This is a genomic window from Bacteroides sp. L008 (assembly GCF_040812255.1).
GTDB classification, from domain to species: domain Bacteria; phylum Bacteroidota; class Bacteroidia; order Bacteroidales; family Bacteroidaceae; genus Bacteroides; species Bacteroides vicugnae.
This window is the reverse complement of record NZ_JBFNXO010000001.1, coordinates 358,056-384,413: the sequence shown is the minus strand read 5'-3', so window position 1 is coordinate 384,413 and position 26,358 is coordinate 358,056. Positions and strand designations below refer to the sequence as shown.

Genomic DNA, 26,358 nt, shown 5'->3' with positions numbered 1-26,358 from the left:
ATTACACGGATTACGCGGTTTTGGTTAACGAGTAGAACCGTGAAATCCGTGTAATCCGTGCCTAATTATTTCTTCCCTAATCATGTTTCAAAAAGATATGTCTCTTAGCTTTTAACATTTAAATGAACCCGATATATAAATTCTTCAAACGATTATCTGTCACTAAGAAAGTAATGACAATAAGCATTGCTCTTTTGATGATAGGGTACATATTTTGTCTTCCCCGGCAACTGTTTCATGTACCCTACTCCACCGTTGTGACTGATCGAAACAAAGAATTACTGGGAGCACGTATCGCTTCGGATGGTCAATGGCGGTTTCCTCCCCGAAAGACAACACCTGATAAAATCAAGCAATGCCTTATTACCTTTGAAGATAAACACTTTTACCACCATTGGGGAGTTAATCCGTTATCTACCGGAAGGGCACTCTATCAGAATTTAAAGAATAAACGTGTTGTAAGCGGAGGTAGCACCCTTACCATGCAGACCATCCGTCTCGCCCGGAACAAACCCAGAACTATCGGAGAGAAAGTCATTGAAATGATCTGGGCTACCCGTTTGGAGTTCCGGACTTCCAAAGAGGAAATCTTATCCATGTATGTCTCTCATGCACCATTCGGAGGAAATGTGGTAGGACTGGATGCTGCTGCCTGGCGTTACTTCGGTCATTCTGCCGAAGATTTATCATGGGCGGAATCAGCCATGCTGGCTGTCCTGCCCAATGCCCCCGCCATGATTCATCTATCCAAAGGACGAAAAACACTTCTTTCCAAACGCAACCGTCTATTGAAACAACTTTTTGAAGAAGAGATTATTGATGCGTCCACCTATGAACTGGCTATTAGCGAACCGTTACCCGACGAACCACATCCTCTTCCTCAAACAGCCCCACATCTGGTTACCCGCTTCTATCAGGAAAGAAACGGATTATATACCCGCTCAACCATTGATAAAGGAATACAAACCCATATAGAGAGTTTGGCGGAACGGTGGAGCAATGAATTTAATCGAAGTGATATCCGTAACCTGGCTATCCTAATTATAGACATTCCCGCCAATCAAGTGGTAGCATACTGCGGAAATGTACATTTCGACCGCAAACAAGGGGGGAATCAAGTAGACGTGATTCAAGCTCCCAGAAGTACAGGTAGTATTTTAAAACCCTTTCTCTATAGTGCCATGCTACAGGAAGGAAGTCTATTACCGCAAATGCTGTTACCGGACGTACCCGTCAACATCAACGGCTTTACTCCACAAAACTTCAGCATGCAGTTTGAAGGAGCCGTCCCCGCTTCCGAAGCTCTTGCCCGCTCATTGAATATCCCGGCTGTCACCATGTTACAAAGGTATGGAGTACCCAAATTTCATCACATGCTGCAACAAATGGGATTCAAGACTATCAACCGATCAGCTTCCCATTACGGATTATCACTCATTTTAGGAGGCGCTGAAGCTACTTTATGGGATGTAACGAATGCCTATGCACAAATGGGACGAAGCCTCTCCAACAATCATTCCAACAATCTTCCCCAAGAAAAGGAAGTACAGATACTACTGGGAACAGAAGAAAAGACTGTTTCGGGAAGAGATGATTCAAGAAAAGTTACTTCAGGAAAGACAATTTCAAGAAAGACAACTTCGGAAAAGGCTATATCAGAAAGAATAATAGCAGAAGGAGCTATTTCTGAAGAGGTTATTCCAGAAGGAGTTATTTCAGAAGAAGTTATTTCGGCAGGAGCAGCCTGGCTCACCCTTTCCGCCTTAACAGAAGTCAACCGGCCTGAAGAGATTGACTGGAAATCAATTCCTTCCATGCAGACTATCGCATGGAAGACCGGAACCAGTTACGGATTCCGTGACGCCTGGGCCGTTGGCGTAACTCCCCGCTATGCAGTAGGCGTATGGGTAGGAAATGCAACCGGAGAAGGAAAACCCGGATTGGTCGGCGCACAAACGGCCGGTCCCGTATTATTCGATATATTCAATTATCTCCCATCTTCACCCTGGTTCGAACGTCCCACAGGAGTTTTCGTTGATGCAGAGATATGCCGTCAATCCGGTCATCTGAAAGGACGTTTCTGTGAAGAAACCGACACCATACTGATCCTTCCCGTCGGATTACGGACAGAGGCTTGTCCTTACCATCATCTCGTCACACTATCCGCCGACGAAAGCCACCGCATCTATGAAAACTGTGCAAACACAGAACCTACCATTCAGCAATCATGGTTTGCCCTGCCACCCGTATGGGAATGGTACTATAAACAGCACCATCCGGAATATAAACCGCTGCCACCTTTCAAAGCCGGCTGTGGAGAAGATTCTTTCCAACCCATGCAGTTCATCTACCCTCCGATGAACGCCCACATCAAGCTGCCCAAGCAACTGGACGGCAGCAAAGGCTTTATCACGGTGGAACTGGCACACAGCAATCCCAATGCCACTATCTTCTGGCATCTCGACGACACCTATCAGACACAGACACAGGATTTCCACAAAGTTTCCCTGCAACCTGCTCCCGGCAAACATTCCCTGACGGCAGTAGACGGAGAAGGTAACACAGTTTCCACCACTTTCTTCATCGAATAAACATCTTATTTTATTATCTTTGCCGCATGAAACAGCCATTAAAAGAAAACGGTGGACTACCGGTATCTATCCTCTGGACACTTGCTATTGTGGCCGGTGTCTCGGTAGCCAACATCTATTATATCCAACCGCTATTAAATATGATACGCCATGAACTTGGCATATCAGAGTTCAGAACTAACCTGATTGCCATGGTCACGCAAATAGGCTATGCGGCAGGATTATTGTTTATCACCCCTCTGGGAGATTTATATCAGCGTAAGAAAATCATCCTGGTCAACTTCACCGTTCTGATATTCTCCCTATTGACCATTGCCCTGACGCACAATTTTCATTTGATACTTATCGCTTCATTCCTCACGGGAGTCTGTTCGATGATTCCGCAAATATTCATTCCGATAGCCGCCCAGTTCTCCCGTCCGGAAAATAAAGGCAGGAATGTAGGAATTGTCTTATCTGGATTACTGACCGGTATTCTGGCTTCACGGGTTGTCAGCGGATTTATCGGTGAACTGATTGGCTGGCGGGAAATGTATCACATCGCTGCAGGCATGATGCTTATCTGTGCCATTGTTGTGCTAAAAGTCCTTCCCGACATTCAGACCAACTTTCAGGGGAAATATAGCGGCCTGATGAAATCCCTGTTAGCCTTAGTGAAAGAATATCCGCAACTACGGATTTATTCCATCCGGGCGGCATTGAACTTCGGCTCCCTCCTCGCCATGTGGTCTTGTCTGGCTTTTAAAATGGGACAAGCTCCGTTCTTTGCCAACAGCGACGTCATTGGTATGCTGGGACTTTGCGGAGTGGCGGGGGCATTGACTGCCTCTTTTGTTGGAAAATATGTAAAACAAGTCGGTGTACGCCGCTTCAACTTTATCGGCTGCGGATTGATTCTCTTTGCCTGGTTACTGTTCTTCATCGGTGAAAACACCTTTATTGGTATCATTGCCGGAATCATCATCATTGACATAGGGATGCAATGTATCCAACTTAGCAACCAGACAAGTATCTTCGAACTGGACCCGCGCGCTTCGAACCGCATCAATACAGTTTTCATGACTACTTACTTTATTGGCGGTTCGATGGGAACATTTCTGGCGGGCAGCTTCTGGCAACTGTATGGTTGGCACGGAGTGATCGGTACCGGAGTCGTTTTAACAGGGATTTCTTTATTAATTACGACTTTCTACAAGAAGTAAGTCAACAAAACAGACGGTCAAACCGTTTATTACAATAAAATAAGCCAATGAAATACGGAGTTAACAGACAAATCTTACTTATCACAGCCGGTGTCGTCTGGATTATAGCCGGTGCCAATATTCTGCGAATAGGAATTGTAACATGGTTAAACACCTCCCAAGATTGGATGTTCAAAATAGGAGAAGCTACCATTGTTTTCTTGTTATTCTTCGTTCTGGTGTTCAGAAGACTTTATTATAAACATACCCAGCGAATCGAACAAAAGAAAGAACACAGAAATTGCCCGTTTTCCTTTTTCGATGTGAAAAGCTGGATTACAATGATCTTCATGATTTCTCTGGGAATTACCATACGTAGCTTCCACCTTCTGCCCGAAACGTTCATTTCCGTTTTCTATACCGGATTATCCATTGCCCTCATCCTGACGGGAGGGCTTTTCATCCGCTACTGGTGGATAAGACGTAAGACTTTCGCCAATTGAGCCGGGCTTATACATATTCCGATCAAATACAAACTTATAATAATTTTTATTGCCTGACGTTTTGAAGCAAAAGATTTCATCCTTTTTTGTTGTATCTTTGCGCGGCTATAAACAAAACAGTAGCCGGAAAATAAATAAAAGGTTATAAGAATCAACATGAAGAAAGCTCCCTCGCCCCTCGTATCATTGATACCGATCATTGTACTGGTGTTATTATTGTTTGCCACTATCCGCACATTTGGCAGCGATGCCCTAAGCGGCGGAAGCCAAGTGTCACTGCTCACCACTACAGCTATTTGTATCCTTATCGGCATGGTGTTTTATAAAATTCCCTGGAAAGATTACGAGCTTGCCATAACCAACAATATTGCCGGAGTGGCGACAGCTATTATTATTCTATTAATCATCGGTGCGTTGAGTGGGATCTGGATGATTAGTGGAGTAGTGCCGACGCTAATCTACTACGGGATGCAAATTATCCATCCCAGTTTCTTCCTGGCATCTACCTGCATCATCTGCGCATTGATTTCCGTTATGACCGGGAGCTCATGGACTACCATTGCTACCATCGGTATCGCTCTGATGGGTATCGGAAAGGCGCAAGGTTTTGAAGACGGCTGGATTGCCGGAGCCATTATTTCGGGGGCATACTTCGGAGATAAAATATCTCCTTTATCCGAAACCACTATTCTGGCTTCTTCCATCACAGACACTCCCCTGTTCCGTCACATCCGTTACATGATGATTACTACGGTTCCATCTCTTGTCATTACACTGATTATTTTCACCGTAGCGGGATTCTCTCATGATGCCAACAATACACAGCACATCGCAGAAGTGGCAGCAGCTCTGAATGAAAAGTTTCATATCACTCCGTGGCTGTTGATAGTTCCCGTAGTAACCGGCATATTGATAGCGCGGAAAGTGCCGTCTATCGTTACGCTGTTCCTGTCCACCCTGTTGGCAGCTGTTTTTGCTTTGATCTTTCAGCCTGATTTAGTGGAGGAAATTTCAGGAGTCGCCGCTTCCGGATTCAATTCATTGTTCAAAGGACTAATGATGACTATCTACGGAGAGACAAATTTGCACACGGATAATGCCGTTCTGACAGATTTAATTGCCACACGTGGCATGTCAGGAATGCTGAATACGATTTGGCTGATACTATGTGCCATGTGTTTCGGCGGAGCAATGACAGCAAGCGGCATGGTGGGAAGTATCACTTCTATCTTTGTGCGCTTTATGAAGAAAACAGTCAGCGTGGTCAGTGCGACGGTCTGTTCCGGGCTGTTTCTTAATCTGACCACTGCCGATCAATATATCAGTATTATTCTGACGGGAAATATGTTTCGCGATATTTATGCCAAGAAAGGATATGAAAGTTGCTTACTAAGCCGCACGACGGAAGATGCAGTAACCGTTACATCCGTATTGATCCCGTGGAACAGCTGTGGAATGACCCAAGCCACTATCTTGAGTGTACCCACACTTGTGTATCTCCCTTATTGTTTTTTCAACATTATCAGCCCCTTAATGAGTATCACTGTGGCAGCCATCGGATATAAAATTGCACGACGCTCGTGAACAATCTGGCATACACATTGTTTTTGCAATAAACGAACAACGTATTAAACCTAAACAAAAAAAAGTTATGAAAAAGTTTATTGCATTATTAGCATTAGTATTAGTGAGTGCAAGCACAATGATGTATGCACAAGAAAGTAACGCAGCAGCACGCCGCGCAGAAAGAAAAGCAGAAAGAGATGCAGAGAGAGCAAAACTCCGTGCCGAAGAAGAGGTGCAGGACATGGCAGCCTATCAACAAGCTGTGCAGGCTTTGAAGAACAAGCAATTTGTACTGGAAGCCAATCAGGTTATTTTCCGTAACGGTATGAGTGCATTCGTTACTTCAAACACCAACTTCGTCTTGATGAACGGCAACAGAGCTACCGTACAGACTGCCTTCAATACTCCTTACCCGGGTCCTAACGGAATCGGTGGTGTGACAGTGGATGGTAATTCTTCGGATATGAAGATGAATATCGACAAAAAAGGAAATGTGAACTGCTCATTCAGTGTTCAGGGTATCGGCATCTCCGCTCAAGTATTTATTAATATGAGCAGCGGAAACAATACTGCTTCGGTTAGTATCAGCCCGAACTTCAACAACAATAACCTGACGTTGAACGGAAATATCGTTCCGCTTGACCAGTCAAATATCTTCAAAGGACGTTCCTGGTAATCCGGATCTTAAGAATCTTATCATAACTCCGCTGCAAATCGCGCAAAATGCGTACATTTGTAGCGGAGTTTTTTTATTCAGCATGGCTTATGAGAGAATTTATCATTGCAGACAATCAGGATATCAGTAAGGCGGGAATGATGTTCCTGTTAAGTAAACAAAAGGAGGTGTCCCTCCTTTTAGAAGCTGACAACAAGGCTGAACTGATTCAGCAGCTACGATTGTATCCGCAAGCAGTGATTATACTGGACTATACCTTGTTCAATTTTGCCGGGGCAGATGAATTGATTGTCTTGCAGGAAAGATTCAAGGAAGCCGACTGGATTCTATTCTCCGATGAACTGAGTCTGAACTTTCTCCGTCAGGTATTATTCAGCAGCATGGCTTTCGGGGTAGTGATGAAAGATAACTCAAAAGAAGAAATCATGACCGCCATTCAATGCGCCACCCGCAAACAACGGTATATTTGCAATCATGTCAGCAATCTGCTGCTTTCGGGAGCTTCTTCCCCGCTGGTAGCGTCAAACATGGACGACCATCTGCTGACGCAAACAGAAAAGAATATCCTAAAAGAAATCGCATTAGGAAAAACGACGAAAGAGATTGCTGCAGAGAAAAATCTTAGTTTCCATACGATCAACAGCCATCGTAAGAATATCTTTCGTAAATTGGGAGTGAATAATGTGCACGAGGCTACTAAATATGCGATGAGGGCAGGGATTGTGGATTTAGCCGAATACTATATCTGATTATACGCTTTACTTCAAGCCATTTTGTTTCAAAAGTTGTTCTATTTCCTTGTCTGATATAGAAGCCCTGTCTGCTTTATCATAAATATAGAGAAGATTCAAAATTGCATCTTGCTGGGAAACAACCAAAGTGAAAGTGATAACTCTTGCACCTCCGCTTTTTCCTTTCCCTTTCGCAGTAATTTTCATGCGGACTTTGCGCAAGCCATGACCTAAATCGGTACCTAATTGCGGATTCTGTTCCAACTCATCAATCAATGAAGCAAAATCTTCTTTAAAAGAAGAATAATGTTTTGCCAATCGTTTAGCTTCCCGCTGAAACGTTGGCTTAACTATTATTTCATAGTTCATTCAAAAACTCCCTTGCACTCTTTAATTCCAACTTGCCATCCATAGAAAGTTTTACCTCTTTCAGTCCTGCATCAATCCCTGCAAGAATCTCCTCTTTTGTGATTTCTTCCATTTCTTTTTCTGCTTCCATTTTCTTAAGTCGTTTCAAATAGTTCTTCACCCGATTGAGCATCTCTTTGTCATTCAAACTCAGGAGTTCCTCCACCAAGTCCATTTTCAGACTTTTCAATTCCATCGTTGTCATAAGCAATCCTCCTTTATTTATTATTCTACGAAACAAAAGTAGTGAAAATTATCCTGATTATCGAATCCTCACCTTTCAAAATAAACTATTTAACAGATGATTTCTCCGCTTCCCACGCAAACTTTCGCCTCTTCATCATAAATCACCCCAAACTGTCCCGGAGCAATGCCTTGCAGCTTTTCAGAGGACAAAATGTGGAATTGCGTCTCCCCTTCCTGTATCAGTTTTCCTTTGGTAAAGTCGGGAGTGTGACGAATCTTGAAAGTGATGTCTATCTCCTTCTCCTGTCCTTTCCAGGGATTATCAGTAATGAAATGGAAATCATGCATCCGGAATTCATTGCCATACTGTGTTTCCACACCATAACCGCGGGACACATAGATTGTATTTTCTTCAATATCCTTCTTGACTACGAACCAGGGACCACCACTCAATCCAAGCCCTTTGCGCTGGCCGATTGTGTGAAACCAATAGCCGCGATGTGTACCCAATTTCTTTCCGGTTTCCCATTCAATAATCGCCCCTTCCTTTTCTCCTAAAAACCGACGGACAAAATCATTGTAGTTTATCTTCCCGAGAAAACAGATGCCCTGACTATCTTTCCTTCTGGCACTCGGCAATCCGGCTTTATTGGCAATCTCACGCACTTCCTGTTTCATCAACCCTCCAATGGGAAACATGAGTTTGGAAACTTGCAGGTAATCAATCTGTGCGAGAAAGTCCGTCTGGTCTTTCACAGGGTCTTTCGCTGTGCCCAGCCAAGTTTTACCGTTACGTTGCAAGGTGGTGGCATAATGACCGGTTGCCGTAAAGTCGAAGTCTTTCCCGACACGCTGTTCAAAGCAGCCGAATTTGATAAGCTTATTACACATCACATCCGGATTCGGTGTCAGTCCCTGCCGGATTTTATCAATGGCATAGGCCGCTACATTCTCCCAATACTCCTGATGCAAATCCACTACCTCCAAAGACAAACCGTACTTACGTGCCGTAGCAGTAGATAATTCAATATCTTCCTCTGCCGAACAGTCCATATATTCCGCTCCGTCCATGCCTATCTTAATATAAAAAAGAGTGGGCTTATATCCTTGCTCACAAAGGAGATGCACAACAACTGAACTGTCGACACCTCCTGATAATAATGCAGCTATATCCATGAATAATGATTCGTCTATTAATAACGTTCTATATGTAAGCTAATACCTATTAAAAATTTCTATGCTACAAAGATAAGGCAAGAATCTCTAACAGCCAATCACATATTGAAGGCATTTTTATACCATAAATGTGGTAGATAAGCAAAGTATTTCCTACATTTGCACAGTAAAAAGCTTTTTATGATGACGAAATTAAGAAAGATAATCCTCATACCTGCCCTGAGCATCGTATTTATCAGTGGCTTTTTCTCCTGTGGTGTCGACCGCTGGCCGGAGTATGCCCACCAGACCGCACTGGATACATGGATGTACGACATCATGCAGCAGAACTATCTGTGGTATCAAGATCTACCTTCCTACAATGATGTGAATCTGTTTCTGGATCCTGCCTCATTCTTGTCTAAAGTGAAATCGAAAAGCGACAGTTATTCGTTTGTGGATTCTGTGATGGAAACTCCCCTGCCTACCTATGGATTTGATTATTCACTGGTTCGAAGTGCGGATATTGATACAGCTTATAATGCATTAATTACTTACGTCATTCCCGGTTCACCGGCAGAAGCGGCCGGATTGGTGCGCGGTGACTGGATTATGAAAGTCGATACTTCTTACATCAGCAAAAAATACGAGACTCAATTACTGCAAGGAACCAAAGCCCGGGATTTAGTGATGGGAGTATGGAAAGAAGTTCCTGTTGAGCCTGAAGAAGGGGAAGTAGACGAAGAAGAAACAACTGTATATAAGGTCGTTCCGAATGATAAAATACTAAAACTACCTGCTGCAAGAGTCGTTGAAGACAATCCGGTACATAAAACAGAAATACTTACGGTAAAAGAAAACAATAGCGACATCAAGGTCGGCTATCTCATGTACAACAGCTTCACCGCCGGGACAAAAGCTGATCCGGAAAAATACAATGACGAACTGCGTCAAATCTCGCAAGAATTCAAGACAGCAGGCGTGAAGTATGTCATACTTGACTTGCGCTACAATGCCGGAGGTTCATTAGATTGTGTGCAGTTATTAGGCACAATCTTAACATCAAATGCACGGTTAAACGAGCCAATGGCCTATCTGGAATACAACGACAAGAACAGGGATAAAGATGCTACCATCAACTTTGATCCTACCATATTAGGAAGCGGTACTAATTTAAACCTGCCCGGTCTGTTTGTTATCACCAGTGGAACTACAGCCGGAGCACCGGAAATGTTAATAGGGAGTCTCTTCTTGAAAGACAGCTATCCCGTTGTAAGCATAGGTAGTGCCACTAAAGGGCAAAATGTAGCAACAGAGCAGTTTGTCAACGAGGAATTCCTGTGGTCGGTGAATCCAGTGGTTTGTACAGTTTATAATTCTAAGCATGATGAAAACGGTTCCTTCGTACCTAACGCAGATCTTAAAATCAGTGAGACAACCATTGATGGAATTACCAATTACAGTGAATTCCTGCCATTCGGTGATCCCAATGAAAGACTTCTGAAAGTAGCCATCGGAGTTATAGAAGGCACTTATCCCCCGAAAAAAGAAGAAGATACAACTACAAAAGCACAATTCAAGATAGAGAAAAGTGTTATTAGTCCCGCAAGTAGGCGGTTTATCGGAGGCGGCGGTCTAAAGATTAAATAGAAGCAAAACAAGAATCAAATAGACTGAAGAGAGTGTATCAAAACGCAGATTTACGCATCATTAACAAAAGAGTCCCATTATTCCACCTTTTTCCGAACAGGCTGTCTGATTCTACTGAATAAAGCATCGGTTTACATCTAACAAAGCATCGGTTTATACTTAACAGAACGTATGATTTACCCTGATAAAACAGCTGATTTCCTGTCCCCCGGCAGCTAAAACCTCTTCATACACCGACTTACAACCGCTACAAGCCGGGGTGAGATTCTCCGTCACCGCAGCATACAACAAAAAAGGAGAAAGCTTTCGCCTCCTCCTTCTATCGTAGTTTAACCTCAATCTATTTTATGATTCTGTATCCAAAGATACGACATTGAAAAGCCAAAGTCAAGCATTCCCGGATTTATTTCTTGAAAAACTTATCGAAGAACAGAATCTGGTAATCAATGGAATTATTCCAGTACTTTCCTGTATGCCCACCCGGACGAGTGACAAAGTCGTGATTAATCTTTCGTGCCAACAGACGGTTGTGCAAATCCTTGTTCACGTTCAGGAAGAAGTCCGCTTCACCACAGTCGATGATAATTGCCAAATCCCCGTTTTCTATTTTATCAATCTGATTGATGACCGTATATTCATCCCATACCTTCTTGTTAGCGGCAAATTCTCCCAACTGCTTCGCCATCTCCCAGTTCTGCGGAAACGGGCGAATATCCATCCCGCCACTGGTAGTTCCGGCAGCACCAAATACATCTTTATGACGGATCGCATTCCACATCGCTCCATGTCCACCCATACTTAATCCGGTGATGGCACGCCCTTTCCTGTCGGCAATCGTCTTGTAATGTCCGTCGATATACTTCACCAATTCCGATGAAATAAAAGTTTCATAACGATAAGACGGATTAAGCGGACTATCCCAGTACCAGCTATTCTTTCCGTCCGGACAAACGAATATGATTCCTTTTTCGTCCGCAATTTGAGGAAGATCCGGTTTAATACCCATCCATGTTTTAGCGTTTCCACCGTAACCGTGCAACAAATAAATGGCGGGGCAAGCAACCGCTTTCTTCCCCAGCGCAGCATCCGGCGTTACCACCACCACTTGCACTTCCTTATTCATAGAAGGACTTTTAACTAATAAGGTATCTACTTTGGCAGCAAAAGAGGGAGCCACCAGAACTAAAAGAAGAACAATTAATAGAAGTTTTTTCTTTTTCATTATGTGTTATTATAGTTAGATATAGTTATTCCTCTGTCACTGCGGAAGGATCAAATTTAGAAACCGGCATTTCGAAGGTTTTATGACACTGCTTACAAGTGTAATTCCAGTGGTTGTCTCCCGGAGGAATAACCATCAATGCCGAAAGTATGGCAGCCCCCATCGCACGCCATCGCTTTCCTTTTCTCAAAACCAACCGGATATCCGATGAACCGCAGTACGGGCAAAGCGTCAACTCCTCCGGCCAACTATCGTTATCCCTCAACACTTGAACAGCCCTATCATAGTCTTCATCTGCCACCAATATATCCACCCCCGCGATGCTGCTCACACAGCTTTTATACAAAGTAGAGAAATTCTCATTGTGCAGAATAGACTCAATACCTTCGTTCTCCAATGCCCCTTGAAGGATATGCGCCTTCATCGCATCATTACAAGTTATCAATTTTACAGTCTTCATCAGGAATCTGTTTTAATTTCCCACAAAAATAAGATATAAAAATGAAATGTGAAACAAAATCCGGCTAACTTTATCAAGAAGTAAAACGAGCCAGATAAGAAGTGATTCTATTTTTATTCACGGAAGGTATCATTCTTTAATGCTTTTTTTGTACTTTCGCAGCAATAATTTGCAATCACATGAAAAAACTGTTGACACTGCTACTATTTTCCAACCTTCTGTTTTCCCTGCTACAGGCACAACCTGTACACCAAATTAAGGGAACGGTTATTGAAAAAAACAGCCGTCAACCATTAGAGTTCATTAACGTAATGGTTCTCGGGCTGAACAAAGGTGGCGTCACCAATGCGGAAGGCCATTTCACTATCGAACAAGTGCCTCCCGGCATCTACCGCCTGCAAGCGACAGCCATCGGCTACAAGAGTGTCACTACTCCCGAATATATTTTATCGACCAAAGATCTGAACATCTCAATAGAGATGGAAGAGAACCTGACCGAACTGGCAGGAGTAACCGTCACCGCTTCTCCTTTCCGGCGTGATCTGGAAAGTCCCGTCAGTCTTCGCATTATCGGATTGCAGGAAATAGAAAAGAGTCCGGGAGCCAACCGGGACATTTCACGCATCGTACAGTCTTATCCGGGAGTTGCCTTCTCACCAATAGGTTACCGCAACGACCTGATCGTGCGCGGTGGTTCTCCTTCAGAAAACCGTTTCTATCTGGACGGAGTGGAAATTCCCAATATCAATCATTTCAGTACACAAGGAGCATCGGGCGGCCCCGTAGGAATCCTCAATGCCGACCTGATACGTGAAGTCAATTTCTACACCGGTGCTTTTCCCACTGATAGAGGAAATGCACTTAGTTCCGTTCTTGATTTCAAGTTGCGCGACGGAGATATGGAGCATAACTCAATAAAGGCTACCCTCGGAGCATCCGAAGTCTCGCTCGCCTCCAACGGACATATCGGGAAAAAGACCTCTTATCTGGTATCCGTGCGCCAATCCTATCTGCAGTTCCTGTTTGACATGCTCGACCTCCCTTTCCTGCCGACTTTCACTGATGCGCAGTTCAAATTGAAAACCCGGTTTAACGAACAGAACGAGTTGACAGTGTTGGGACTCGGAGGAATCGACAATATGCGGTTGAACACGAAAGCGGATAGCGAAGACAATGAATACATCCTTAGTTACCTGCCGAAAATCAAGCAGGAGACATTTACATTAGGGGCCGTTTATCGTCATTATGCAGGCGCACATGTGCAGTCGGTGGTAGTCAGTCACAGCTATCTGAACAATCGCAACACCAAATACCGCCAGAATGATGAAAGCATTCCGGAGAATTTGATGCTCCGTCTCCGCTCTACCGAACAGGAAACAAAATTCCGCTTCGAAAACACTTCCTCTCTCCGAAACTGGAAGGTCAACCTCGGAGTGAATCTGGATTATAGCCAATATACCAATACCACCTTTCAAAAGGCATATACCAATCAGGCACAAACGTTTGATTACCATACCTATTTGGGAATGATGCGCTGGGGACTTTTCGGCACTATCAGCTACTCTTCAATGGATGAACGCTTCACTGCTTCTCTGGGATTGAGAGCGGATGCCAACAATTATTCATCGGCGATGAAATCACTCTCCGACCAGCTTTCACCGCGCATATCGCTTTCCTATCAGCTTGCCGATCACTGGTTTCTAAGTGGAAATGCAGGACTTTATTACCAGTTGCCTCCTTACACGGCTCTCGGTTTTAAGGATAATAACGGAACGTATGTCAACAAATACAATCTCCGCTATATGAAAGTCAGCCAGGAAAGCTTGGGCATCAGTTGGCGCAAAGGAGATACTTTCGAAGTGTCCGTGGAAGGATTCTACAAAGATTATGATAAAATCCCACTCTCCGTTGTAGATGGCATCCCTCTTACTTGCAAAGGGAATGACTATGGGGTAATTGGCAATGAATTGCTGACCTCTACCGCCCAGGGACGCTCGTATGGTGCGGAGATTCTGGCGAAATGGCTGATCGCCAAGAAGCTGAATCTGGCTTCTTCCTTTACCTTATTTAAAAGCGAATACCGCAACGACAAAGAGAGTGAATACATTGCATCTGCGTGGGACAACCGATATATCTTCAACTTACGGGGAACCTACAATCTACCGCGCCAATGGAGCATCGGAATGAAAGTCAGTTGCATCGGCGGTGCTCCTTATACGCCTTATGATGAAGATAAATCATCCTTGGTATCTGCCTGGGATGCACAAGGCAAAGCCTATTACGACTATTCGAGATACAATAAGGAACGGCTTCCGGCCTTTGCACAGGTAGACCTCCGTATCGACAAGACATTTTATCTGAAACATTGTATGCTGGGATTCTATCTTGACTTGCAAAATATCACAGCAAGCAAACTGAAACAGCAGGACGTACTGATGAGTACGGGCATTATTGAGAATCCGGAAGCTCCCGCCGATAGCCAACACTATAAAATGAAACGCATCAAACAATCGAGCGGAACATTACTCCCTACATTAGGAATAACATTTGAATATTAACTATACATAAAACATCAAACTAGAAAAAAGTATGAAAAGAGAAATTGCTATGATTGCCTTCGTATTGTTAGGCATGGGTATGACAGCTTCTGCACAATTCGGCAAGAAGATTAATCTGGGAAAAGCGTTACAAGCCGGTAAAGACGTAGTATCAGCCGTTACTTTATCCGATGCGGACATTGCTAACATGAGCAAGGAATATATGGTATGGATGGATGCTCATAATCCTTTAACTAAACCTGATTCCGAATACGGCAAACGTCTGGAGAGACTGACCGGACATATCAAAGAAGTGGACGGACTGAAACTTAACTTCGGTGTATACGAAGTGATAGACGTAAACGCCTTTGCCTGCGGTGACGGTAGTGTACGTATTTGTGCCGGTCTGATGGATGTTATGACAGATGAAGAAGTAATGGCTGTGGTAGGACATGAAATCGGTCACGTTATTCACACAGACTCAAAAGATGCCATGAAGAATGCTTATCTCCGTTCAGCTGTAAAGAATGCAGCAGGCGCCACCAACGATAAAGTAGCCAAGTTGACTGATTCTGAACTGGGAGCCATGGCGGAAGCTTTGGCAGGCGCGCAATACTCGCAGAAACAGGAAAGTGAAGCAGATGATTACGGTGTAGAGTTCTGTGTAAAGAATGGTATCGATCCGTATGCGATGGCTAACTCACTGACCAAACTGTCCGAACTGTCAAAAGATGCTCCACAGGCTTCTTATCTGCAGAAGATGTTCTCGTCACACCCGGATACAATGAAACGTATCGAGCGTGCCAAAGCAAAAGCAGCAACCTACGCTAAATAACAAGTAAGAAAACTCTTCAAATACGGATGACGCGGAAAACACGGATCTATCATTTTATTAGATCTGTGTTATCCGCGTCATTTGCATCTAAAAAGACAACACGATTATTAAATATTCATTAATCTGTCACACATATTTGCATCGTGTCTTGATTTCTTGTAATTTCGACCCTATAACCATTTTAATCCATTTATGGAATTTCTTATCATACTTCTCTTACTTGTACTGAATGGCATTTTTGCCATGTATGAAATTGCGCTGGTATCATCCAGCAAAGCACGTCTTGAAACACTTGTCGCCAAAGGCAACAAATCAGCCCGCGGAGTTTTGAAACAATTGGAAGAACCGGAAAAGTTCTTATCTACCATTCAGATTGGTATCACTCTGATCGGTATCGTATCCGGTGCCTATGGTGGTGTGGCTATTGCCGACGACCTTGTTCCTTTCTTTTCCCTTATCCCGGGAGCGGAAACCTATGCACGCAATCTGGCAATGGTTACTACCGTAGCAATCATTACCTATCTTTCTCTGATTATCGGAGAGCTAGTACCCAAATCTATCGCTCTTAGTAATCCGGAGCGTTATGCGATATTATTCAGTCCTATCATGATCCTGCTGACAAAGGTTTCCTACCCTTTCGTATGGTTGCTAAGTGTCTCTACCCGGCTACTGAATAAACTGATCGGTCTGAAAAGCGAAGAACGCCCCATGACACAAGAAGAAATCAAAATGATTCTCCATCAAAGTTCGGAACAGGGTGTGATTGACAAAGAGGAAACGGAAATGATACGTGACGTGTTCCGCTTCTCCGACAAACGGGCTAACGAACTGATGACGCATCGCAGAGATCTCATTATCCTTCACCCTGATGATACGCAGGAAAAGGTGATGAAGACGATCGAAGAAGAACATTACAGTAAATATCTGTTGGTGGACGAACGGAAAGACGAAATTCTCGGTGTTGTTTCCGTAAAGGATATTATCCTGATGGTAGGCAGTAAAAAGCTGTTTAACTTACGCGAAATAGCCCGTCCTCCCCTCTTTATTCCGGAAAGTTTGTATGCAAATAAAGTTTTAGAGCTATTTAAGAAGAACAAAAACAAGTTCGGAGTTGTTGTTAACGAGTATGGCAGCACAGAGGGTATCATCACCCTGCACGACCTGACTGAAAGTATCTTCGGAGACATCCTTGAAGAGGATGAAACGGAAGAAGAAGAAATCGTTACCAGGCAGGATGGTTCGATGCTGGTGGAAGCTTCGATGAATATCGACGACTTCATGGAGGAAATGGGTATTTTATCCTATGAAGATCTGGAATCGGAAGACTTCACCACTCTGGGGGGATTAGCCATGTTCCTGATTGGCCGTATCCCGAAAGCGGGAGACATCTTCACCTACAAGAATTTACAATTCGAAGTAGTGGATATGGACCGCGGACGAGTAGACAAACTGCTTGTCATCAAACGGGACGAGGAACAGGAATAGAATAGCAAAAACGAGCAATAGCTCACTATTTATATTAACTTAAAGCACTTAACGATGAAAAAAGTAATTATGTTAGCAGCAGTCGTAGCTGCTTTGGCATCATGCCAATCAAAAGCAAACAAAGCCGCAGAGGCTCAAGCAGACAGTCTAGCTCTTGCTATGACTCCGATTACCGAATTGACTGAAGTTTATGAAGGTACTCTTCCTGCTGCCGACGGTCCGGGTATTGATTATGTACTGACCCTGAACGCTGCAACTGACGGTATGGACACTGTGTATACATTGGATATGACTTACCTCGACGCTGAAGGTCAAGGACAAAACAAGACTTTCACTTCAAAAGGAAAACAAGAAACTGTACACAAGGTAGTGAACAAAAAACCTGTGACTGCTGTTAAGTTAACTCCGAAGGATGGCGAAGCTCCGATGTATTTCGTGATTGTGAATGACACCACTCTTCGTCTGGTGAACGATAGCTTGCAAGAAGCTGTCAGTGATCTGAATTATGACATCATCAAGGTAAAACAATAAAATAAACCTAACCCTAACCAGTAAAAAAGCTCTGCACAGAACGAAGGTTCTGTGCAGAGCTTTTCGTTTTTGGGAGTCTTTCCTCATATTATTCCAAGTATTGTTTCAACTGATTCTTCAATTCCTCCGGATTGCTTGGTCTTTGTGCCTTATATTCTACAATAGCTCCCTCCCTATTAACAATAATAAACTGAGGAACTGAAAGCCCGGCGAAATTACCTTTCTCATCATAAGTGACAAACAACTTCTCCACTTCAACAGAAAATTCGTTATTCTCAACACTATTCTCTGGTCGATGATAGGTGACAAAATACCCATTTAATAATCTTTCATCCAATCTTTTCAGACAGGCATTCCAATCCTTGGGTTCATCTATTGAAATAAAAAGTCTCACAATATCATTCTTTTTGAAAAAATCATCTGTTTTTTCATATTCTTTGAGTTCTGCCAGACAGGGTTTACACCAAGATGCCATTACATCAATATATACAATTTTTCCTTTAAAATGCCGAAGCAATAACTCAAACGAACTAGGATAATTCAAGCATTTGATATTAGACTGCACTGATTGCTCCTGTGCAGTAATGATTAATGATATCAAACAAAAAAAGAATAAAACTCCATTTGTTTTAATGCACTGTTTCATACAACATAGATTTATTGTTAAATAACTGTGATAAAGATAGTGTTTTATTCGATATAAATCTTCTTTATTTAATTACATTCTTTCCTTCTTGCAGACGTTTCAACCGAAGCAATGCTTCAATGTAGTAATAGTCTGCATAAATAATAGAAGCATCTATCTCGGAATGAGCAGGCCAGTGTCCTACACTATGCAACAGGAAAGAGGGGTTGCTTTTTCCACTCTGATAATTATCAGAACTTAGACTCGTCAGCATTTCCACCGCAGCATCCCTGTAACGTTTGCCCGTACCATTCGGAAGATAAGTAGATAATTCGAGCAAAGAGGAAGCCACCACTGCCGCAGCCGAGGCGTCCCGTGGGGCATTCGGAATAGAGGGGTCATCGAAATCCCAATAAGGGACTTTGTCTTCGGGCAGACGTTCGAGATAAACATCTGTCACCTTCTGCGCGAAATCAAGATACTTCGGGTCTTTCGTTTCACGATAGACTACGGTATATCCATAGATTGCCCATGCTTGTCCGCGTGCCCACATGGTGCTGTCGGCATATCCCTGATGAGTGACTCCTTTAATGAGATTACCCGAAATCGTGTCATATACGGCTACGTGATATGAAGTATAATCAGGACGGAAATGACATTTCATTGTTTTGTCGGCATGAGAAACGGCAATATCATACAAATAAGGATTGCCACCATTCTTCGCCGCCCAGAACAACATTTCAAGGTTAATCATATTATCCATGATTGTGTTGTGAGGCCAGTTGCGCGGTTCCACTTCACGAGGCCATGAAAGCATTGTTCCCACTACCGGATTAAACAGAGCAGACAAAGAATCGGCAGTATCCAGAATCACTTTCTTATAAGCTGGATTCTTTGTCAAACGATAACCATTTCCATAACTGCAAAACACGAGGAATCCCAAGTCATGGTCATAGGCGGGAATTTGAGAAAGAAACTCCAATGAGTTCGTGAATTTCTTAGCTTCTTCCAGAATATGTTTATCCTGTGTATATTCGTAATCATACCAGAGCACCCCCGGCCAGAAACCGGCACACCATTCTTCTTTCGTTGCTTTACGGCAGTTCCAGTGATGTTCGTCAGCCATGATATTACGCGGCATCATCGTATAGTCAATTCCGGAATCTGTTTTCAGTTCCGTAAGTGTACGCTGTGCCTGTGCCGCACAGTAGTCCAATGCCTTATTCACATCCAATGTACCGGATGGCTTGTGAGTACACGTACAAAAACCTAACATCACAGCCAGACCTACTACAATCTTTTTCATCTTCGTTTAATATATTCGCGTTAATTCTTATTCTTTATTTCTCTTTGTCGATTACTTAGTCATTCATCAGTTACTTAATCATACACCACTTATTCAGTCATCCGGAACCAGTCTACATCTGCCCATCCGCGATTACCGTCATTCGGAGTTACGCAGAATACTCCAACTTTGGCTCCAATCCATTTGCCTTGTCGGGCTGTGAAAGGCTCTCCCACTGTCGTATATTTCTTTCCGTCCAGACTATAAGCGAATGTACAAACGGCTCCTTTACGAACTTTTACTTGTAAGTAAACTGTTTGCCACTCATTATCTGCTACTCCCGGCATCTTCAGATGTTCCACCGGAAGGTTTGCCAATTCTTTTATCTGTTCGGGATTTTGCTGTTCCGCATCCTTGCAGACTGCTTGTTGCAGAATAAACTGATCTCCTGCCTTACGAATGGAAAGATAACTATAATCCCATCCCATCACAATGATTCCGGTTTGTTCACCGTCCTGCTTGGCAGTAAATGTCAACTTGGTCGTAGCCGTAAACTCTTCAGCCGGAAACTTCTGCATCAACAAGTTAGGAACTTCCCAGAAGTTCACAAATTCTTTTGAGAGGCTGCCTGCATAAAGACGGATATATCCTAAGTCAGTAGTGAACCCGTAAGTGTCTTTTTTATTAGCGTGCCATTGCCACTGTAGTCCCAAATGCCGGGTATTGAATTCATCACTTTCCGGTGGAGTAGCTACCGGATATGTCTTTCCCACATTCGGTTTCTTATAAGTGGTCACAGGTTCACCGCAGCCATCTTTATCCTTGTCTACTCCGATTACGGGCCAATCATTTACCCAAGTCATCGGATTCAGATGAATCACACGTCCGTAAGCTCCTTTATCTTGAAAATGAATGAACCATGATTCTCCAGTGTTCGTATCTACCCAGCCGCCTTGATGAGGACCGTTGATATTTGTCCTTCCTTGTGCCATGACAATCTTCGATTCGTAGGGGCCGTAGATATTCTTTGAACGAAGAACCAACTGCCAACCGGTAGCTACCCCGCCTGCCGGAGCAAAAATGTAATAGTATCCATTGCGTTTATAAAGTTTCGGGCCTTCCACCGTATGGTTCTTTCCATCATTTCCGTCAAATACCATCACCGGATCAGAAATAGCTTCCGTACCTTCGGCATTCAACTCGCAGATCACGGCAATACTATTTACTCCACTACGACTGGCAGCATATGCATATACAAGATACACCTTACCATCTTCATCCCAAAGCGGCGTCGGGTCAATCATTCCTTTTCCAGCCTTTACCCGTACGGGGGTACTCCATTTTCCCTTCGGGTCTTTTGTCTTTATCATGTAGATTCCGTAATCCGGGTCACCCCAGTAGATATAAAATTCCCCGTTATGGAAACGGATAGAAGGCGCCCATACTCCCTTACCGTGCTGTGCCTTATCGAAAAATTCTTCCGGCTCCTGCACCGGTAGTGCATAATTCACCAACGACCAGTTCACCAAATCGTTGGAATGAAGAACAGGAATCCCCGGAATACAATTAAAGCTGGACGCTGTCATATAGAAATCATCTCCGGCTGCACAGACATCCGGATCCGAATAGTCGGCATGAAGAACCGGGTTCTGATAAGTACCGTTTCCCTTATCAGCCACCCAGGTCTTAGAAATTTCTTGTGCACCTGCCAATGAACAGCAAGCCATCATTCCTGCTAAAAACAGAATCTTTTTACGCATACTACCTAACTAATAATTCTTTTCTAAATTCAAGTGTTATTCCTAAAAAACAGATTCTTTCTACCTTATATAAAACTAATCTATCAGAAAACTGAATGTTATCTCTTTTTCTAAAGCAATCTATTTACTGACCTATTTGCTTATATATACGAAGGGGATTAGGTAAATACCTAATCCCCTTACAACTTTTTTCTATTTATCTAAGAAGTCATATTAACTCTATTCACGATACAACATCAACGTAGCCCAACCTAATTGGTCAAAAGCACCACTATTGGATCCATAACGATTAGCAATCTCTCCTGCCCCACCTTCAGGACGCATCTTATCTGCCAGCATTTGAGCATACTTATACCCACTAGTTAATCCTTTGATCTTTGCATAGTGGGTGTAAAAGATTTCCCATCCGGGACGAACTTCACCACGACCATCATCAGACACCATTTTATGATCTTGCCCATGATTCTTATCTTTACATGTACAATTTATACAGTACTGATACTCTTTAAAAGGTATTTTTGTAATATCAATCAACCAAATACCATCTGAATTGTCATTCTTCATTCCATCCGTTGCATTACTAAGCGCTACATACTCACCCATTTTCATAATTGCATTGTTGTTAGCTGCGAAGAAATCCAGTCGGGAAACATCTTTGTTATCCTGATAGAATGTATAAGCTATCTGGCAAAGATTAGCAGTCACAGCTGCCGACATTTGAGCATGTCCCTGATCACGTCCGCTCTCCTGATTCTGGCATATCTCTTCATTCGACAATGGATCAATATGAGTGCCCTGGATTAAATTATTTAAAGCTCCATTACCAGCTCCATTATAAAAATAGTTGACGACATAATTAACCATATCATCATCTTCAGTCAAAATACCAATAGACAGATAAGAACACATATTAACCAAATCCCAATTCGACCAGTAATGTAAAGCACAGTTACTACCACCTTGGTGGTTGTCCAGAAAATCTTTATTTTTAGAAGCGAATACTTTCACAATCCATGTTTTAAAAGTAGTTTGATCCGCTTCTGTCCAACCATCGTAAGTTTGCATAATTTCTGCTGCATTGGCAAAAGTATATCCTTGTGCACCTGCTGCCAGTTTATGATTAGCATCATTGGAAGTAACTTCTGTACAGGTCGCAGCCCACTGATTCAAGATGTTAATCACATTCTTTGCATATTGTTCAGTACCTGTCAACTTCCATAAAAGTGCCATTTGATAAGCAGCTGCGGCATCCTTCATTGCATAACTGTAATTTTCATTACTAACACCAGTTCCGGTCACATCGCCACGAACAATCTTAGTTTGCGGCTGCGGATTGTATGAAGAAGCTGAAACATAACTCGAGTTCTTTAGATTTTCAAATTCATCTTTTACCTTTTGCGGTGCAGTCCCATCATCCAACATATTCTTCACGCGGTCAAAATCAGCCTGATTAAACATAGCACAGGGATGATTATAGGTATATTCTGCTTCTACCGGAACATATACTCCTTCCGGAAGTGTCAAATCCACTACTCCGAATTCATTCTCACGGCAAGAAGTTTGCACTGCTATCAGTAGTGCTAAACCTATCGTCTTTATTATATTTTTATTCATAAGAATCTATTTTGAACCTTGATTGTTATTCCAATTATTTTATTACTTCGTAAGTTAATCCTTCCGATTCAACATATGCTTGTACATCTTGTACAGTCTTGAATGTCTGTATCCAATAAACATTATAACTTACCGGCGTAGCAGAAGATGAGGTTATATCGGCATATTTAAATGTAAGAGTACTAAATGATGCAACAGAAGTCGTCGGTAGTATATCCGTTGATCCCCATTTCTGAGTAGATATATCATAAATAAAGACATGACTACCATCACTGCACTTATAATCATTCAGCCACTTATTATTATTTCCACCTAAATTACCAGAGAATTTAGCGCCCTCACAAGAGCCATTCGATCCATCCAGATTAATATTCCGTGCAGTCACTCCTTCAACATCCTTCAAATCATCCATACGAATTGCAAAAATAGGATAATTACCAGCATGCAACCAGGATGTTTCATAACATTTAAAGTCTCCGCGCCATTTTGTACCCGCCTTAGGAGTAATGGTAATATAGCCTTCATGCCATTCCCATGAAGCCGCTTGGTTTGGATCATAATACCATGTACAATTATCTTTATCACGGAAAAGCTCTCGTATTAAACCTTCTGCCAAATTCAATTCAATAGATGAAGTATTTCCTGTTTCCGGACAGGTAGCCGTAATAGTAACCTTGCCAAACACACCGTTCTTATTGAAAGTAACAACACCAGCTTTCACTGTAGCAATTGTTTCATCACTTGAAGTCCATTCTATCAATGACTTAGTACAATTTTCCGGCACTGTAGTAAAGTTCAATGCTACACTCTTTTCTGCAATAGCAAATTCATAGCCATTAGTTGATGAGTAATTCTGATCGATGGTAATCTCTTCCGGTTGTACAATCGAATTCACGATAATATCTTTAGTAGCTATCACATTTGCACCGTCCAAAGATGTGGCAGTGATAGTAACAGTGACAGCAGCGCCCTTGCCACTATCCAGTCCCGTAACAAGTCCGTCTTTATCCACAGTAGCTACAGTTTCATCAGAACTTGACCATTTCACTGTCTTATAAGTAGCAGAAGACGGTAAAATTGCTGCTGAAAGTTGCAATGTCTCTCCTGCATATACATTATCCGCATCAGAACTAATCGTAATGCTTTCCGCACTAACCAATGAATTAACAACCAACACTTTCAAGGCACTAGCCACATCACTACCCGAATAATAAACACTTGGAGCAACCTGAATTACAGCAATGCCCGTACCATTACCACTGACGGCATTTACCGTACCATTGGCATCCACCGTGGCCACATTTTCATTACTGGAAGTCCAATTCACCTCCTTATAAGTTACGTCATCAGGTGTTATACTATATCCCAATTCCACTTTCTCTCCTTTTACTAAAGGAAGTACCTTGACTTTCGTATCATCAATATAGATAAACTGCTGCAAATCTTCAGAAATAATCATTTCAACCGACGCAGGATAAATCGCTTTAGAAAGTGGGGATACCTCATCATTATCATCACATGAAAAAAATGTGGAAACAACTGCTGTCATAAAAAGACAACCCAGCCCATATTTTAATATCTGTTTCATACGTTTTCTCTTTTATTCATTATTACAATAACACATCTTAGTTCTTCCAACCAGGGTTCTGTTCCAACTGCGGATTCAACTGTAATTGGTCAGAAGGCAGCGGGTAAAGATAAAGTTTATCATTCCAAGTACGATCACTATAAAGAATAAGACAACCGTCAGAACTAAGTGAACGTTTATGATCTGTCCAGTTTGTTTCAAACCAAGTATCTGTCACTTGCACACCAAGCATATCTTGTGGCATTTCATCAGGAGCTGTAGCCCAACGCTTTAAGTCATCAATGCGAAAACCTTCCAATACCAGTTCTACAGTACGTTCCCGGCGTATTTCTTCACGCATTGAAAGATTGTTTGCCGAAACTAATGTACTACTCAACTTAGGCATACTTGGATTGACACGAAGACGAACCTTATTCAATGAATAATCTAATTCTGAATCTGTAATAGTACCATTCAATTCATAAACAGCTTCCGCATAATTCAACAATACTTCTGCATACCGGATAACCGGGAAATCATAAGATTCGTAATAATCTTCCACCTGGCGTTCAGTACCCCATTTACGGTTTTGATATCCACTACCCGAACGTACATTAGCAGTCAGGCTACTTGTTAAATCAGCATCCGTCCAAGTTGTGCGCCATTTACCGTCATTATTCCAGTATTGTTGTCCATGATATAGCATATTATTACCCATGCGGTTATCCCGATTTTGGAATTCATCAGTCACACCGGCATATTGCTGGAATTTGGATGACTTACCAATAGGCAACCCATCAGAACAAAGATACATATTCGCCAATTTACGGGTTACATAGCAAGCATTTGCCACCATACCATGAGTCAGGTTCCATGCAGTTTTATCTCCATTACGATGACGTTTCACAAAGATATATTCTGTATTGTCACTCTTCGAAAGATTTGCCGGATTACATTGTGCGCCATCTTCTAATGTGAACATATAGCGATAGCTCTCATTACCCAGTTTTTCATTATAGAACAACTGATATTTACCACCTTTAATTACTTCATTGGCGGCATCCTTCGCAATAGTCAGCAATTCCGTACTACGGGAAGTATTTGAGGTGGCATCTTTGCCGTTAGTGTGAAATTTCTGCCAAGTACCTTCATACAATGCTACGCGTGACAACATGGCATATGCGATATATTTATTCAATCGTCCCGCCTCCGATGATGTTTCAGGTAAGCCGCCAACTGCATCCTTCAAATCCTTAATCACCTGGTCAATCACCTCACCACGATCATTACGTTTGCCGTAAAGTTTTTCAGAATCCAAGTCCAAAGGTTCCGTAAGAATGATAGCGTCACCATAAAGCTGTACTAATTCGAAATGACTATATGCACGGAAAAATTTAGCTTCGGCTACAGGTACTATAATATCCGCCGGTACATCAAAACTTTCTGCATTCTTCAACAATAGGTTAGTATAGTAAATACGTTTATATAGTTTGGTGTAATTAGCATCTGTAGCAGGAATAGCATTTGTACCCTGGCTATATACATTCATGGATGAACCTGCCACTAAATCAGAACGGTAATCACTATGAGGTTCATCTGACACAGCACGGTCAAAATCATGAGGCCAACTATAAAACTGGTTAGCAAACAGCTGAAAGTTGGCAGCGTTGTCCCACACCAAATTATCTCCCAAATCCGACAATGGTTCCAAATCCATACAGGAAGTTGTCACTGCTACGAAAGAAAAAAGACATGCGGCTTTTATATATTGTTTTAATTTCATATCATCA

The 26,358-nt window shown here is 42.6% G+C and carries 22 protein-coding genes; 11 read left to right on the top strand and 11 right to left on the bottom strand.

Annotated elements, in window-relative coordinates; all coding sequences use genetic code 11:
* Positions 1-122: 122 nt before the first annotated feature.
* The 6 genes from pbpC (at position 123) to AB3G73_RS01480 (ending at position 7,266) form a co-directional block, all read left to right on the top strand.
* On the top strand, positions 123-2,591 hold the full coding sequence (gene pbpC / locus AB3G73_RS01505; RefSeq protein WP_367742016.1) for a penicillin-binding protein 1C: 2,469 nt from the start codon (positions 123-125) through the stop codon (positions 2,589-2,591).
* Positions 2,592-2,617: 26 nt separating this feature from the next.
* Positions 2,618-3,793, top strand: a complete 1,176-nt coding sequence (locus AB3G73_RS01500; protein ID WP_367742012.1) for an MFS transporter — start codon at positions 2,618-2,620, stop codon at positions 3,791-3,793.
* A 47-nt stretch (positions 3,794-3,840) separates the two neighbouring features.
* Positions 3,841-4,275, top strand: coding sequence for a hypothetical protein (locus tag AB3G73_RS01495; protein ID WP_367742008.1), 435 nt, complete (start codon positions 3,841-3,843; stop codon positions 4,273-4,275).
* Positions 4,276-4,431: 156 nt separating this feature from the next.
* Complete coding sequence (nhaC, locus tag AB3G73_RS01490; protein WP_148366085.1) at positions 4,432-5,859, top strand: Na+/H+ antiporter NhaC; 1,428 nt, start codon at positions 4,432-4,434, stop codon at positions 5,857-5,859.
* A gap of 67 nt (positions 5,860-5,926) precedes the next feature.
* Positions 5,927-6,517, top strand: a complete 591-nt coding sequence (locus AB3G73_RS01485) for a DUF4251 domain-containing protein (protein ID WP_148366083.1) — start codon at positions 5,927-5,929, stop codon at positions 6,515-6,517.
* Positions 6,518-6,606: 89 nt separating this feature from the next.
* Complete coding sequence (locus AB3G73_RS01480; RefSeq protein ID WP_148366081.1) at positions 6,607-7,266, top strand: response regulator transcription factor; 660 nt, start codon at positions 6,607-6,609, stop codon at positions 7,264-7,266.
* Positions 7,267-7,275: 9 nt separating this feature from the next.
* Here AB3G73_RS01480 and AB3G73_RS01475 read toward each other — a convergent pair whose 3' ends face one another.
* The 3 genes from AB3G73_RS01475 to mnmA form a co-directional block, all read right to left on the bottom strand.
* Positions 7,276-7,617, bottom strand: a complete 342-nt coding sequence (locus tag AB3G73_RS01475) for a type II toxin-antitoxin system RelE/ParE family toxin (protein WP_099146391.1) — start codon at positions 7,615-7,617, stop codon at positions 7,276-7,278.
* Positions 7,607-7,861, bottom strand: a complete 255-nt coding sequence (locus AB3G73_RS01470) for a hypothetical protein (protein ID WP_148366079.1) — start codon at positions 7,859-7,861, stop codon at positions 7,607-7,609. Before AB3G73_RS01470 ends, AB3G73_RS01475 begins: the two co-directional genes overlap by 11 nt.
* A gap of 89 nt (positions 7,862-7,950) precedes the next feature.
* The gene (mnmA, locus tag AB3G73_RS01465) at positions 7,951-9,018 is read right to left on the bottom strand and encodes a tRNA 2-thiouridine(34) synthase MnmA (protein WP_148366077.1); all 1,068 of its coding nucleotides are present in this window, start codon (positions 9,016-9,018) and stop codon (positions 7,951-7,953) included.
* A gap of 180 nt (positions 9,019-9,198) precedes the next feature.
* Here mnmA and AB3G73_RS01460 point away from each other — a divergent pair, with 180 nt between their 5' ends.
* Positions 9,199-10,647 carry a S41 family peptidase gene (locus AB3G73_RS01460; protein WP_148366075.1) on the top strand — a complete coding sequence of 483 codons (1,449 nt, stop codon included), beginning with the start codon at positions 9,199-9,201 and terminating at the stop codon, positions 10,645-10,647.
* A gap of 403 nt (positions 10,648-11,050) precedes the next feature.
* Here the strand turns inward: AB3G73_RS01460 and AB3G73_RS01455 are convergent, their stop codons facing one another.
* Together AB3G73_RS01455 and AB3G73_RS01450 are read right to left on the bottom strand one after the other, a co-directional pair.
* Positions 11,051-11,869, bottom strand: coding sequence for an alpha/beta hydrolase family protein (locus tag AB3G73_RS01455; protein ID WP_148366073.1), 819 nt, complete (start codon positions 11,867-11,869; stop codon positions 11,051-11,053).
* A gap of 25 nt (positions 11,870-11,894) precedes the next feature.
* Positions 11,895-12,329, bottom strand: a complete 435-nt coding sequence (locus AB3G73_RS01450) for a DUF2007 domain-containing protein (protein ID WP_148366071.1) — start codon at positions 12,327-12,329, stop codon at positions 11,895-11,897.
* Positions 12,330-12,508: 179 nt separating this feature from the next.
* Between AB3G73_RS01450 and AB3G73_RS01445 the strand changes: the two genes are divergently transcribed.
* The 4 genes from AB3G73_RS01445 to AB3G73_RS01430 all read left to right on the top strand — a co-directional run bounded on the left by AB3G73_RS01445 (position 12,509) and on the right by AB3G73_RS01430 (position 17,717).
* The gene (locus AB3G73_RS01445) at positions 12,509-14,887 is read left to right on the top strand and encodes a TonB-dependent receptor (protein WP_259022721.1); all 2,379 of its coding nucleotides are present in this window, start codon (positions 12,509-12,511) and stop codon (positions 14,885-14,887) included.
* 31 nt (positions 14,888-14,918) lie between these two features.
* Entirely contained in the window at positions 14,919-15,701 is a 783-nt protein-coding gene (locus AB3G73_RS01440) for a M48 family metallopeptidase (RefSeq protein ID WP_148366067.1), read from the top strand.
* Between the two features lie 192 nt (positions 15,702-15,893).
* Entirely contained in the window at positions 15,894-17,186 is a 1,293-nt protein-coding gene (locus AB3G73_RS01435; RefSeq protein WP_148366065.1) for a hemolysin family protein, read from the top strand.
* A gap of 54 nt (positions 17,187-17,240) precedes the next feature.
* The gene (locus AB3G73_RS01430; protein ID WP_167511813.1) at positions 17,241-17,717 is read left to right on the top strand and encodes a copper resistance protein NlpE N-terminal domain-containing protein; all 477 of its coding nucleotides are present in this window, start codon (positions 17,241-17,243) and stop codon (positions 17,715-17,717) included.
* Between the two features lie 88 nt (positions 17,718-17,805).
* On the opposite strand, the gene AB3G73_RS01425 is transcribed toward AB3G73_RS01430, so the two are convergent.
* The 6 genes from AB3G73_RS01425 to AB3G73_RS01400 all read right to left on the bottom strand — a co-directional run bounded on the left by AB3G73_RS01425 (position 17,806) and on the right by AB3G73_RS01400 (position 26,351).
* Positions 17,806-18,363, bottom strand: a complete 558-nt coding sequence (locus AB3G73_RS01425; protein WP_148366064.1) for a thioredoxin-like domain-containing protein — start codon at positions 18,361-18,363, stop codon at positions 17,806-17,808.
* 64 nt (positions 18,364-18,427) lie between these two features.
* The gene (locus AB3G73_RS01420; RefSeq protein ID WP_195649015.1) at positions 18,428-19,648 is read right to left on the bottom strand and encodes a glycoside hydrolase family 88 protein; all 1,221 of its coding nucleotides are present in this window, start codon (positions 19,646-19,648) and stop codon (positions 18,428-18,430) included.
* A gap of 89 nt (positions 19,649-19,737) precedes the next feature.
* Positions 19,738-21,387: a glycoside hydrolase 43 family protein gene (locus AB3G73_RS01415; protein ID WP_367741969.1), complete on the bottom strand. Its 1,650-nt coding sequence runs from the start codon at positions 21,385-21,387 to the stop codon at positions 19,738-19,740.
* 219 nt (positions 21,388-21,606) lie between these two features.
* Complete coding sequence (locus tag AB3G73_RS01410) at positions 21,607-23,001, bottom strand: alginate lyase family protein (RefSeq protein WP_367741966.1); 1,395 nt, start codon at positions 22,999-23,001, stop codon at positions 21,607-21,609.
* Between the two features lie 34 nt (positions 23,002-23,035).
* A complete protein-coding gene (locus AB3G73_RS01405; RefSeq protein ID WP_148366056.1) occupies positions 23,036-24,589 on the bottom strand; it encodes an Ig-like domain-containing protein in 1,554 nt (517 codons plus the stop codon).
* 37 nt (positions 24,590-24,626) lie between these two features.
* Positions 24,627-26,351, bottom strand: a complete 1,725-nt coding sequence (locus AB3G73_RS01400; protein ID WP_148366054.1) for a RagB/SusD family nutrient uptake outer membrane protein — start codon at positions 26,349-26,351, stop codon at positions 24,627-24,629.
* Positions 26,352-26,358 lie beyond the last annotated feature (7 nt).